The sequence below is a fragment of the Variovorax paradoxus genome (assembly GCA_016806145.1).
GTDB lineage: Bacteria > Pseudomonadota > Gammaproteobacteria > Burkholderiales > Burkholderiaceae_C > Variovorax.
In genome coordinates, this window is sequence record CP063166.1 from 4541883 (window position 1) to 4553998 (window position 12116).

Sequence of the window (12116 nt, forward strand, 5' to 3'; positions counted from 1 at the left end):
CCGCTTCGCGCGAGCAAAAAAAAAGCAGGCACGCGACCCGCGGAGGTCCGCGGTCCCGTGCCTGCCGGCGCTTTGTTCATGCGCCTTTTCCCCCTGCTCTCTTTTCTCGTTCTTCGGCTGAAGACGATCGGTGTTCGCCGGTCGTCGTTCCTGCCGCTCAGTTGCAGTACTGCGCGTTCGCGTCGGTGTTGAGCGGCGGCGGTTCCTCGGTCAGGAACTTCTGGATCGGCACGATCGTCGCGTTGCAGCTGTCGTCGGTGCGCAGGTCGAAGACGTGCCAGTAGCGCGTGCTGCTGGTCTCGCCGGCCGGCGGTGCGTACACGGCCTGGGCACCGCGGTTGTTCAGCTCCACGCGCGCGGGCGAACCGGTCTGCCCCGAACCGAAGTCACCCGAGTAGCGGTGGACGAAGAAGCGGTAGGTGCGATTGCGCGCGAGCTTGGCGAAGGTGGTGTATTCCGGGCCGAAGCTGCTCGTGTCGTCCACGTCGAGGTTGACGAACGGCGCGGTCGCGAGCGAACCCTGGCTCACGTAGTAGATGTGCTCGCCGAGGTTGGCACCCAGCGTGTGCGCATCGAGGTCGCGCGGCGTCTCGCCCCAGGTCAGCTTGATCGACACCGCGGCGCTCGTGAGCGTCAGGCAGCCTTCGATCGACTGGTCCTGCTCGCCGAGGTCCACGTTCACCGCGTTCGACAGCTCGGCGTTCTTGCTCGCCACCACGAAGGCGGCGCTGCTGCGCTTGGCCGGCACCGAGAAGTTGCCTTCGGCATCGGTCACGGCCGAGCCGACGCCGCTGTACGACTTGCCTTCGGAGGCCACGACCGCACCCGCGACGCGTTGGCCCGCCGCGTTCTGCACGCAGCCGTTGACGCGCACCGTGTTGTAGATCTGATCGGCGTTCCAGGTCGTGAAGTGCGTGACCGTGCCCTCGTAGTACTGGTTCGGCGCGGTGCCCTGCAGGCTCGCGCTGCCCTCTTCCACCCACAGGCCCGTGGCCGTGTTGTAGAAGAACAGCGGCACCGTCGGCGGCAGCGCGGCGCTGCGCGACGACGGTGCGATGCGCACGGTGGCGCTCACGCCCTGCGCGAGTTGCAGCGGTGCGCCATCGGCATCGACGAAGCTGGCGTCGAGCGCGCCGAAGCTCTCCATCGCGGCCGGCTCGCCGCTGGTGGCCGCGAGGTAGTTGCCGGGCATCAGGTTGACGTTGGTCGCGGGTGCGATCGGCGTGAGGCGGCCGGTGACCTGACCGGTCGGCGTGCTGCCGTCGGCGCGGCGCAGTGCGTTGGCCGGCAGGCGCACCATCGCGGTCGAGCCCGGCACCGCGAGGTCGCGCGCGGCGCCCGGATTGAAGGTGTCGCTGAAGGCCACCGGCAGCATCGGGATGTTGATGACGGTGCTGGCCTCGGCGGCCGCGAGCGCGGCGGTGGCACGGCTCTGCGGTGCGAAGCCGCTCTTCTCGTAGCCGAGCAGCACCGAGGCGCCGTTGGTGATGCCCTCGAGCGCGTAGGAGCCATCGTCCGCGGTCGTCGTGCTGACGCCGCCGGCCGTGACCTTGACCTGTGCGATGCCCGCGCCGTCGAGGGCGTTGGTCACGCGGCCCGTGACCTTCGCGTCCTTGCGCGCGGGCGTGCCGGGGTCGCCGGGGCCACCCGGGTCACCGGGACCGCCGGGGTCACCGCCGTTCTGGCCGGGCGGCAGGAACGCGAAGCCCGAGCCTCCGCCCCCGCCGCCGCACGCGGCAACAGCCAATGCGACCGCCACGGCGGCCATTGCAATCTTGAATTTCATGGGTTCTCTCCCCCTCTGTGGCAACTGATCGATGAATGCGGCCGCCATGCGGCAGCCTCGGTGTCCGATGCGCGGCATCGCATGCCATGCATCGAAGGGGACCGAGCGTATGCATCGCGGAACGCGGCAAACAGTGCCAAAAGTCACGCGCATGCAACGGCCGTTGCATGCACGCGGGGAAGTGAATACGGAAGATTTCGCGGCGGCCCGCGCGGTGCCGCGATCCATTGATGCAACCCGATTGCGCTAGCCCCGCCGGGCCCTGCAAGGGGGTTGCCGCGGGCTTCAGGGCGCGGGCGTCAGCCGGATCCGCTCCACCGTTTCCTTTTCCACCGCCGCGCGGCTGTAGACCAGCGGCACGTACTTGCCCTCGAGCCACAGCGGCGCGAGGTCGCGGTAGTTGGGACTGTCGGGATTGCCCGACTGGCCCGGCGTGTTGATCACGCGCGAGGCGTCCCAGTTGCCCACGTCGAGCACCATGCGGAACGAGGCACCCGAGGTCAGCCGGTAGTCGCTCGCGCGGTAGCTCGCGGCCATCGGCGTGAAGGACGACCCCGACATCGGCCAGTCGCCCACGTCGAGCTTCCTGCGCGTGGCTGCATCGACGATGCCGCCGAGCGGGTGGCGGAACTCGGCGCGGTGCAGCGCGCCCCATTTCCAGGCCGCGGGGTCGGGGCCGAGCTTGTTGCTCAGTTCCTGCATGGCGGGCGCGATGGTCTGTACCAGCATCGCATCGCGCTGCGCGTTGCTGACCCAGCCGAACGGGTTCTCGAGCAGCAGGACCATGCGCGTGTTGTCGCCCGGCAGCGCGTACTGCATGGCCGACTCGCCCGCGCCGGCCTTGAGCACGGCCTGGCGCAGCGGCTTGCTGCTCCACACCTCGTAGAGCGCGGCGGCCGCGCTCTCGCGGTCCATGGTGCCGTCCCAGCCCTGCAGCAGCGCGAGGCCGGCCGCGGTCTGCGCATCGCTGCTGCCCAGGCCCGCGAGCAGCTTGAGCAGCCGCTGCGCCGGCGTGGCGACGATGTCGTTCTGCATGCGCTGCGAGTCCTCGAGCGTGAAGCGCTGGCCCGCGGCCACCTTCGCCGCGAACAATTCCTTCAGGCGCCGCGCGCGTGCCGCGTCGCTCCACTCGTAGCCGATGCCCTTCTTCGCGGCCGGATGCTCGCTCGGGATGTTGTTCTCGTTCGCGGTCACCACATAGCCGCGCGCGGGATTGAACTCGGACGGCAGCTCGTCGCCGTTGCGGAAGCCCGACCACTCGTAGCGGCCGTCGCCGGGCACCGGCATCAGGCCGTCCCAGTTCGGACGGATCGGCGTGAGGCCGCCGGGGATCCAGCCGATGTTGCCGTCGCGGTCGGCATAGACCTGGTTCTCGCCGGGCGCGCCCCAGCGATTCATGGCGGCGCGGAACTGGTCCCAGTTGCGCGCGCGCATGTAGTCCATCGAACCGAAGTACGGTGCCATGCCCGGCTCGAGCCAGGCCGCGCGCAACGCATAGGCGCGGCGCTTGCCGGGCTCCGACAGCAGCACCGGCCCGTGGCGCGTGAAGGTGTTGACCAGCTCGCGCGGCGCGCGTTCGCCCTTCACCGCGATGCGCTCGGTCACGCGCAGCATCGGCTCCCAGCGGCCCTGGTAGCGGTACTCGTTGGGATTGCGCGGATTGAGCTGGTAGACGTAGAGGTCCTCCTGGTCCATGTAGAAGCGCGTGAGGCCGAAGGCGATGGTGCCGTTGTGGCCGATCGACAGACCCGGCAGGAAGGGCTCGCCGGCCCCGATGGCATCCATGCCGGGCGCGCTCAGGTGCGCCATGTAGCGCAGGCTCGGCGCGCCGTGCGCGCGGTGCGGATCGTTCGCGAGGATCGGCCGACCCGTGGCGCTGAGCTTGGGCGCGATCACCCAGTTGTTGCTGCCGTAGGCGGCCGTGGGGTCACCTTGATCCGCCTTGTCGGCCTGTGCCTCGTCGCCTGCCTGCGACACCGCGAAGCTGCCGGGGCCCGCGCCCTGCTGCGGCAGCAGCGTGTTGGCCTTGGTGAACTGCGGTGACTCGGTCGCGCGCAGATAGGCCGCGCGCAACTCGGTGGCAGGAATGGTGCAGGGATCGAGGCCCGGCGGCACGCGCGGATTGACGGGCGGGTCGAGCTCGCGCCGCAGCCAGTCGGCCTTGATGCCGGAGCCGCCCGCGCAGTAGGCGCGCGCGCGTTCGATCTCGGAGGTGAGGTTGAGCGTGAGGCCATGGTGGCGGATGCGCACTACGTCCTCGGGCGACCAGGTCGCGGGCTGGTAGCCCAGCAACTTGAACTCCGGCGGCAGCAGGTCGGGCTGCGCGCGCACCTGCGCCACGTAGGCGTTGACGCCGGCCGTGAAGGCCTCGGCCACGCGCTTGGCGTCGGAGCCGTAGGCCAGCCACTCGCGGTACATGTCGCCGCGATAGAGCACGGCGCGCGCGGCGCGGTCGCTCTCGACCCAGGCGGGACCGAAGTCCTGCGCCATCTCGCCGAGGCCGCGCTTGCGCCACAGGTCCATCTGCCAGAGCCGGTCGCGCGCGGCGATGAAACCCTGCGCGACGAAGGCGTCGTAGAGCGTGCCCGCGTAGAGGTGCGGCACGCCCCAGCGGTCGACCAGCACCTCGGCCGGCTTCTCGAGACCGGGCACGGCAAACGACGAGGGCGCGCGGGGCGCTGTACTCGTCGATGGCGCTGTTTCGGCGGGCGGTCCCGAGGCGCAGCCCGCGAGCGCGAGCAGCGCCGCCAGCGGCACGAGCCGCATGGCGAGGGAACCGGAACGGGGGGATGCGGTGCGCCGCGCGACGGGGCGCGGGCTGGGCGTGCGCTTCATGGATCTCGTCTCCTTCTTTTTATGGGCCGGCCCACGGTAATCGCTTTCGCCCGCGCGCGGGTTACAACGCGTGACGAGGCCGCTTGTAGACTCGTGCGGCCATGTCACCCGCCCTCCTGTCGCGCCGCGACCTCCTGCTCGCGGCGCTCGCCGCCTCTTCGGGTCTCGCGCCCGCCTGGGCCCTGCCGCCGCGCACGCTGCAGTTCCCGCGCGACTTCGGCAGCCATCCCGAGCTGCGCACCGAGTGGTGGTACATCACGGGCCATGCCCAGGCCGAGGGTGGCCGCGCCTTCGGCTTCCAGGTCACCTTCTTCCGCTCGCGCGTCGACGCCACGCAGGGCATGCGCTCGAAGTTCGCGGCGCAGCAACTGGTGTTCGCGCACGCGGCCGTCACCGACCTCGAGGGCCGCGCGCTGCGGCACGACCAGCGCATCGCGCGCGCGGGCCTGGGCGGCGCCTCGGCCAGCGAAACCGACACCGCGCTGCGTTTGCGCGACTGGTCGCTGCTGCGCGGCGAAGACGGCTACACGGCGCGCATTCCCGCCAGCGGCTTCACGCTCGAGCTGCGATTCGCGCCCACCCAGCCGGTGCTGCTGCAGGGCCGCGCGGGCCTCTCGCGCAAGGGGCCCGACGAGGCCCAGGCCAGCTACTACTACAGCGAACCGCAGCTCGCGGCGCAGGGCCGCATCGTGCTCGACGGCCGGCCCTTCGCGGTGCGCGGCAGGGCCTGGCTCGACCACGAATGGAGCGAGGCGCTGCTGCATCCCGAGGCCGTGGGCTGGGACTGGATCGGCATGAACCTCGACGACGGCGGCGCGCTCACGGCCTTCCACCTGCGCCGCGCCGACGGCAGCGCGCTGTGGTCGGGCGGTTCGTTCCGCGCGGGCGACGGCACGCTGCGCGTGTTCGGCCCCGACGAGGTGCGCTTCGAGGCCGGCCGTCCGTGGAACAGCCCGCGCACGCAGGCGCGCTACCCCGTGCAGTGGCGCGTGCGCACGCCCGCGGGCGAGTTCGAGGTGCGCGCGCTGCTCGACGACCAGGAGCTCGACAGCCGCGGCTCGACCGGCGGCGTGTACTGGGAAGGCCTGAGCGACCTGCTCGATGGCCAGGGCCGGCGCCTGGGGCGCGGCTACCTGGAGATGACGGGGTATGTGGCGCCTCTGAAACTCTAGAAAGCGGACAGCCGTACGCAGAGGGCGCGAAGGTTTCGCGAAAGACGCAAAAGAACAGCCTGAAATGTGTGGGCTGCGCTTTGACAGCGGCTACGCCCCGTGCCGGCACCTCCAGGCGCGGCGGTGGCACGCCAGCAGCCCACCTTCAAGGTTTTCTTTCGCGCCCTTTGCGAAACCTTCGCGCCCTCTGCGTACGGCTGTCCGATCCCGTTTTCTACCGCGCCTTGCGCCGATCGATGAAGGCGATGATCTCGCCCATGATCCCCTTGCGGAAGGCCAGCACGCAGATCACGAAGATCAGGCCTGTGACCATGGTCACCGACTCGCCCAGCGTGTTGAACCAGTCGATGGTGGTGATGCGCGCGAGCAGGTTGCCCAGCTCGCCGATCTTGTTCTCCAGCAGCACCACCACGGCCGAGCCCACCAGCGGCCCCGACAGGGTGCCCAGGCCACCCACCAGCGTCATCAGGATCACCTGGCCCGAAGCGGTCCAGTGCACGTCCGACAGGGTCGCGAAGCCCAGCACCAGCGTCTTGAGCGAACCCGCCAGCCCCGACAGCGCCGCCGAGATCACGAAGGCCAGCAGCTTGAAGCGCGACACGTCGTAGCCCAGCGACAGCGCGCGCGGCTCGTTCTCCTTGATGCCCTTGAGCACCTGCCCGAACGGCGAGTGGATGGTGCGCACGATCAGCAGGAAGGCGGCCGCCACGATCGCCAGCGCGACGTAGTACATCGTCAGGTCGTTGCTCAGGTCGAGCAGGCCGAACAGCTTGCCGCGCGGCACGCCCTGCAGGCCGTCCTCGCCGCCCGTGAACCTCGCCTGCAGCGCGACGAAGAACATCATCTGCGCCAGGGCCAGGGTGATCATCGCGAAGTAGATGCCCTGGCGCCGGATGGCCAGCACGCCGAACAGCCAGCCCAGCAGCGCGCCCACCAGCGTGCCCGCGATCAGGCCCAGCTCGGGCGTGAGGCCCCAGACCTTGATCGCATGACCCGCCACGTAGGCCGAGCCGCCGAGGAAGGCCGCATGGCCGAAGGACAGGAGCCCGGTGAAGCCCAGCAGCAGGTTGAAGGCCGAGGCGAACAGCGCGAAGCACAGCAGCTTCATCACGAACACCGGGTAGGCGCCGAAGAACGGCGCCAGCACCAGGGCGACGAGCAGCAGGCCGTAGAAGACGGTGGAGATCTTTTTCATGTTCATGCCGCCTGCTCTCACTTCTCTTTGCCGAACAGGCCGGCAGGACGCACCAGCAGCACGATGACCATGATGACGAACACGACGGTGGACGAGGCCTCGGGATAGAAGACCTTGGTGAAGCCCTCGATCACGCCCAGCCCCAGCCCGGTGAGGATGGCGCCCATGATCGAGCCCATGCCGCCGATCACGACGACGGCGAACACCACGATGATCAGGTTCTGGCCCATCAGCGGCGAGACCTGGATCACCGGCGCGGCCAGCACGCCCGCGAAGGCCGCGAGACCGGCGCCGAAGGCATAGGTCAGCGTGATCATCAGCGGCACGTTGACGCCGAAGGCCTCCACGAGCCGCGGGTTCTCGGTGCCCGCGCGCAGGTAGGCGCCGATGCGGGTCTTCTCGATCACGAACCAGGTGGCGATGCACACGACCAGCGAGGCCACGACCACCCAGGCGCGGTAGTTGGGCAGCACCATGAAGCCCAGGTCGGTGGCGCTCGAGAGTGCCTCGGGCGCGTCGTAGGCCAGGCCCGAGACGCCGTAGATGGAGCGGAACACGCCCTCGATGAGCAGCGTGAGGCCCAGCGTGAGCAAGAGGCCGTAGAGGTGGTCGAGCTTGTAGATCCAGCGCAGCAGCAGCCGCTCGATCAGCACGCCGAACAGGCCGATGACGATGGGCGCGGCGATCAGCATCACCCAGTAGTTGATGCCGAAATATTCCATCGCCATCCAGGTGAGCACCGCACCGAGCATGAACAGCGCGCCGTGCGCGAAGTTGATGACGTTGAGCAGGCCGAAGATGACGGCCAGCCCGAGGCTCAGGATGGCATAGAAGGAGCCGTTGACCAGCCCCAGGAGGAGCTGGCTCAACAAGGCGGGAAGGGAAATGGTCATAGGGGGTTCAGCAGGCGCGGGCCCGGACGGGCCCGCGGGGGTCGATCACTTCCAGAGCGCGCACTTGCTCTCGGCCTTCGTGGTGAAGACCTGGTCGCCCGGCAGCTTGGCCACGACCTTGTAGTAGTCCCAGGGCTGGCGCGACTCGGACGGCGCCTTGACCTGCATCAGGTACATGTCGTGCACGAAGCGGCCGTCGGCGCGCACCGTGCCCTTGGCGTAGAAGTCGTCGATGGGCATCTTCTTGATCTGCTCCATCACCTTGTCGGCGTCGGTGGTCTTGGCCGCCTGCACCGCCTTCAGGTAGGTCATGGTGGCCGAGTAGTCGGCGGCCTGGATGTCGGTGGGCATGCGCTTGGTCTTGTCGAAGAACTTGCGGCCGAAGGCGCGCGTGCGTTCGTCGAGGTTCCAGTCCCAGCTGGTGGTGAGCAGCAGGCCCTCGGTGTTCTTCAGGCCCAGGCTGTGGATGTCGGTGATGAACACCAGCAGACCGGCCATCTTCATCGACTTGGTGATGCCGAATTCCTTGGCCGCCTTGATCGCGTTGATGGTGTCGCCGCCGGCATTGGCCAGGCCGAGGATCTGCGCCTTGGAGTTCTGCGCCTGCAGCAGGAACGAGGAGAAGTCGGAGGCGTTGAGCGGATGCTTGACGCCGCCGACCACGGTGCCGCCCTTCTCCTTCACCACCTTCGCGGTGTCGGCCTCGAGCGCGGCGCCGAAGGCGTAGTCGGCCGTCAGGAAGAACCAGTTCTTGCCGCCCTGCTCCACCACGGCGCCGCCGGTGCCCTTGGCGAGCGCGACGGTGTCGTAGGCGTAGTGCACGGTGTAGGGGCTGCACTGCTCGTTGGTGAGCGCCGAGGTGCCGGCGCCGTTGACCACGAACACGCGCTTCTTCTCCTGCGCCACCTTGGCCATCGCGAGACCCGTGCCCGAGTTGGTGCCGCCGAACAGCATGGTCAGGCCCTGCGTGTCGATCCACTCGCGTGCCTTCGAGGCCGCGATGTCGGCCTTGTTCTGGTGGTCGGCGGTCAAGAGCTCGATCGGCAGGCCGTTGACCTTGCCGCCGAAGTCGTCGATGGCCATCTGGATCGCCACCGCGCCATTCTTGCCCTCCACGTCGGCGTAGAGACTGGACATGTCGGTGACGAAACCGATCTTGACCTTGTCCTGCGCCTGGGCGGCGCCCGCCGCCACGAAGGCAGTGGCGAGCAGACAGGCGGAAGCGATGGCGCTGCGTTTCATGGTGGTGATCCTCGTGGTGGTCTTGTGTTCTTCGGCGGGGCGGTCTCAGGCGCTCGTCACTTCCAGAGCGCGCACTTGGTTTCGGCCTTGGTCGTGAAGACCTGATCGCCCGGCAGGGTCTTGAGCACCTTCAGGTAGTCCCAGGGCTTCTTCGACTCGGCCGGCGACTTCGCTTCCACCAGGTACATGTCGTGGATGAAGCTGCCGTCGGCGCGGATCTGGCCCTTGCCGTAGAAGTCGTCGATCTTCATGCTCTTGAGCTGCGCCATCACCTTGTCGGAATCGGTGGTCTTGGCGGCGGCCACGGCCTTCAGGTAGGTGGTGGTGGCCGAGTAGTCGGCGGCCTGCACGTCGGTCGGCATGCGCTTGGTCTTCTCGAAGAAGCGGTTGGCGAACTTGCGCGTGTCGTCGTTCAGGTCCCAGTACCAGCTGGTGGTGTGCAGCAGGCCTTCGGTGTTCTTCAGGCCCAGGCTGTGGATGTCGCTGAGGAACACCAGCAGGCCGGCGGTCTTCATCGACTTGTTGATGCCGAATTCCTTGGCCGCCTTGATCGCGTTGATGGTGTCGCCGCCGGCATTGGCCAGACCGAGGATCTGCGCCTTCGAGTTCTGCGCCTGCAGCAGGAAGGACGAGAAGTCCGAGGCATTGAGCGGATGGCGCACCGAGCCCACCACCGAGCCGCCCTTCTCCTTCACCACCTTGGTGGTGTCGGCTTCGAGCGCATGGCCGAAGGCGTAGTCGGCGGTCAGGAAGAACCAGCTCTTGCCGCCGCGGTCGACCACCGCCGCGCCCGTGCCCTTGGCCAGCGCGACCGTGTCGTAGGCGTAGTGGATGGTGTAGGGGCTGCACTGCTCGTTGGTGAGCACCGAGCTGCCCGCGCCGTTGTTGAAGTACACGCGCTTCTTCTCTTCGGCCACCTTGGCCGTGGCCAGCGCCACGCCCGAGTTGGTGCCGCCGAAGACCATGGTCACGCCGGCGGTGTCGATCCACTCGCGCGCCTTCGAGGCGGCGATGTCGGCCTTGTTCTGGTGGTCGGCGGTCAGCAGCTCGATGGGCTGGCCCAGCACCTTGCCGCCGAAGTCGTCGATGGCCATCTGGATGGCGGTGGCGCCGCCCTTGCCTTCGAGGTCGGCGTACAGGCTCGACAGGTCGGTGACGAAACCGATCTTGACCTTTTCCTGGGCCTGCGCGCCGGTGGCTGCGAGGGCGAGGACGGCGATGGCGCCGGCGATGAGGCCGAGTTTCTTTTGCATGCGAAGTCTCCTGAAAGAATCTTTGTGAGATGAGGACGGGAACGTCGGGGTCTTGTGGACGGAAAGGGAAAGAGGTTCAGACGCCCAGCAGCTCGTTGAGCACCGGCATCTTGGCTTCGAGCTCGGCGGCGCCGAATTTCTCGACGATGCGGCCGTGCTCCATCACGTAGAAGCGATCGGCCAGCGGCGCCGCGAAGCGGAAGTTCTGCTCCACCATCACGATGGTGTAACCCTTGGAACGCAGGGTCGTGATCATTCGCGCGAGCGCCTGCACGATCACCGGCGCCAGGCCTTCGGAGATCTCGTCGAGCAAGAGCAGCTTGGCGCCCGTGCGCAGGATGCGCGCCACCGCCAGCATCTGCTGCTCACCGCCCGACAGCCGCGTGCCCTGGCTGTGGCGGCGCTCCGCCAGGTTCGGGAACATCGCGTAGATCTCGTCGACCGACATGCCCTGCCCCGCGCCTTTCAGCTCCGGTGGCAGCATCAGGTTCTCTTCGCACGACAGGCTCGCGAAGATGCCCCGCTCCTCGGGGCAATAGCCGATGCCCAGGTGCGCGATGCGGTGCGTGGGCATCGCGATCGTTTCCTTGCCGTTGACCTCGATGCTGCCCTTGCGCGCGCCGGTCAGGCCCATGATCGCGCGCAGCGTGGTCGTGCGGCCCGCGCCATTGCGGCCCAGCAAGGTGACGACCTCGCCGGGCTGCACCACCATGTCGACGCCGTGCAGCACATGCGATTCGCCGTACCAGGCCTGCAGACCCTTGATCTCCAATGCGGCGGTCATCAGTGAGCTCCCTGCAGTTGGCCGTCCGTGGTGCCCATGTAGGCCTCCATGACCTGCGGGTTCTTCGAGACTTCCGCATACGGGCCTTCGGCCAGCACGGCGCCACGCTGCAGCACGGTGATGGTGTCGGCGATGGTCGAGACCACGCTCATGTTGTGTTCGACCATCAGGATGGTGCGGCCCGCCGACACGCGCTTGATCAGCTCGGCCACGCGGTGCACGTCCTCATGGCCCATGCCCTGCGTGGGCTCGTCCAGCAGCATCAGCTCGGGCTCCATCGCGAGCGTGGTCGCGATCTCCAGCGCGCGCTTCCGGCCATAGGGCAGGTTCACGGTCTGCTCTTCGGCGAGATCCTCGAGGCCGACCTCGGCGAGCAACTCGCGCGCCCGGGCGTTGAGCGGCTCGAGCGACTTCTCGCTCTTCCAGAAGTGGTACGAGGTGCCGAGCCTGCGCTGCAGCCCCAGGCGCACGTTCTCGAGCAGCGTGAGGTGCGGGAACACGGCCGAGATCTGGAACGAGCGGATGATGCCGCGCCGCGCGATCTGCGCGGGGCGCTCGCCGGTGATGTCCTGGCCGTTGAAAAGAATCGTGCCGCTGGTGGGTTCGAGGAACTTCGTGAGCAGGTTGAAGCAGGTCGTCTTGCCCGCGCCGTTGGGTCCGATGAGCGCGTGGATCGAACCGCGCACGACCGAGAGGTCGACCTTGCTGACCGCGGTGAAGCCCTTGAATTCCTTGGTGAGCTGGCGTGTTTCGAGAATGACGTCGCTCATCTCGCGAAGCCGCCCGGGTAGTGACCGAAAAAGTCTGTCATGCGTTTGTTCTCACAGCGCCACCATCGAGCGCGGACCGATTGTTGGGGGGCGCCTCTCGCTTGCATACTGGGGCAAATGCCTATGCTGCAGTGCAACCTTCTCGAACGGTGACGCATGTCCGGCATGCATGCCATCGGCACACTG

General features: G+C 68.1%; 9 protein-coding genes. 1 reads left to right on the top strand and 8 read right to left on the bottom strand.

The features are described 5' to 3' along the window. Nucleotides 1-157: 157 nt before the first annotated feature. Complete coding sequence (locus tag INQ48_21225) at nt 158-1786, bottom strand: carboxypeptidase regulatory-like domain-containing protein (protein ID QRF55887.1); 1629 nt, start codon at nt 1784-1786, stop codon at nt 158-160. Between the two features lie 285 nt (nt 1787-2071). After that, on the bottom strand, nt 2072-4621 hold the full coding sequence (locus tag INQ48_21230) for a penicillin acylase family protein (protein QRF55888.1): 2550 nt from the start codon (nt 4619-4621) through the stop codon (nt 2072-2074). A 101-nt stretch (nt 4622-4722) separates the two neighbouring features. On the opposite strand from INQ48_21230, the gene INQ48_21235 reads away from it, so the two are divergent. Then, entirely contained in the window at nt 4723-5793 is a 1071-nt protein-coding gene (locus INQ48_21235; GenBank protein QRF55889.1) for a carotenoid 1,2-hydratase, read from the top strand. Between the two features lie 214 nt (nt 5794-6007). On the opposite strand, the gene INQ48_21240 is transcribed toward INQ48_21235, so the two are convergent. The 6 genes from INQ48_21240 to INQ48_21265 form a co-directional block, all read right to left on the bottom strand. Next, on the bottom strand, nt 6008-6994 hold the full coding sequence (locus INQ48_21240) for a branched-chain amino acid ABC transporter permease (GenBank protein ID QRF55890.1): 987 nt from the start codon (nt 6992-6994) through the stop codon (nt 6008-6010). Between the two features lie 11 nt (nt 6995-7005). Continuing rightward, nucleotides 7006-7881: a branched-chain amino acid ABC transporter permease gene (locus tag INQ48_21245; protein ID QRF55891.1), complete on the bottom strand. Its 876-nt coding sequence runs from the start codon at nt 7879-7881 to the stop codon at nt 7006-7008. Nucleotides 7882-7926: 45 nt separating this feature from the next. Beyond that, the gene (locus INQ48_21250) at nt 7927-9123 is read right to left on the bottom strand and encodes an ABC transporter substrate-binding protein (GenBank protein ID QRF55892.1); all 1197 of its coding nucleotides are present in this window, start codon (nt 9121-9123) and stop codon (nt 7927-7929) included. A 56-nt stretch (nt 9124-9179) separates the two neighbouring features. Further along, nucleotides 9180-10376, bottom strand: a complete 1197-nt coding sequence (locus INQ48_21255; GenBank protein QRF55893.1) for an ABC transporter substrate-binding protein — start codon at nt 10374-10376, stop codon at nt 9180-9182. Between the two features lie 76 nt (nt 10377-10452). Next, the gene (locus tag INQ48_21260; GenBank protein QRF55894.1) at nt 10453-11160 is read right to left on the bottom strand and encodes an ABC transporter ATP-binding protein; all 708 of its coding nucleotides are present in this window, start codon (nt 11158-11160) and stop codon (nt 10453-10455) included. Further along, nucleotides 11160-11930 carry an ABC transporter ATP-binding protein gene (locus INQ48_21265; GenBank protein QRF55895.1) on the bottom strand — a complete coding sequence of 257 codons (771 nt, stop codon included), beginning with the start codon at nt 11928-11930 and terminating at the stop codon, nt 11160-11162. Before INQ48_21265 ends, INQ48_21260 begins: the two co-directional genes overlap by 1 nt. Nucleotides 11931-12116 lie beyond the last annotated feature (186 nt).

Coding starts and splice junctions, on each gene's coding strand:
- INQ48_21260 (QRF55894.1), bottom strand. CDS start 11,160: ATGACCGCCGCATTGGAGATCAAGGGTCTGCAGGCCTGGTACGGCGAA.
- INQ48_21225 (QRF55887.1), bottom strand. CDS start 1,786: ATGAAATTCAAGATTGCAATGGCCGCCGTGGCGGTCGCATTGGCTGTT.
- INQ48_21235 (QRF55889.1), top strand. CDS start 4,723: ATGTCACCCGCCCTCCTGTCGCGCCGCGACCTCCTGCTCGCGGCGCTC.
- INQ48_21230 (QRF55888.1), bottom strand. CDS start 4,621: ATGAAGCGCACGCCCAGCCCGCGCCCCGTCGCGCGGCGCACCGCATCC.
- INQ48_21240 (QRF55890.1), bottom strand. CDS start 6,994: ATGAACATGAAAAAGATCTCCACCGTCTTCTACGGCCTGCTGCTCGTC.
- INQ48_21250 (QRF55892.1), bottom strand. CDS start 9,123: ATGAAACGCAGCGCCATCGCTTCCGCCTGTCTGCTCGCCACTGCCTTC.
- INQ48_21255 (QRF55893.1), bottom strand. CDS start 10,376: ATGCAAAAGAAACTCGGCCTCATCGCCGGCGCCATCGCCGTCCTCGCC.
- INQ48_21245 (QRF55891.1), bottom strand. CDS start 7,881: ATGACCATTTCCCTTCCCGCCTTGTTGAGCCAGCTCCTCCTGGGGCTG.
- INQ48_21265 (QRF55895.1), bottom strand. CDS start 11,930: ATGAGCGACGTCATTCTCGAAACACGCCAGCTCACCAAGGAATTCAAG.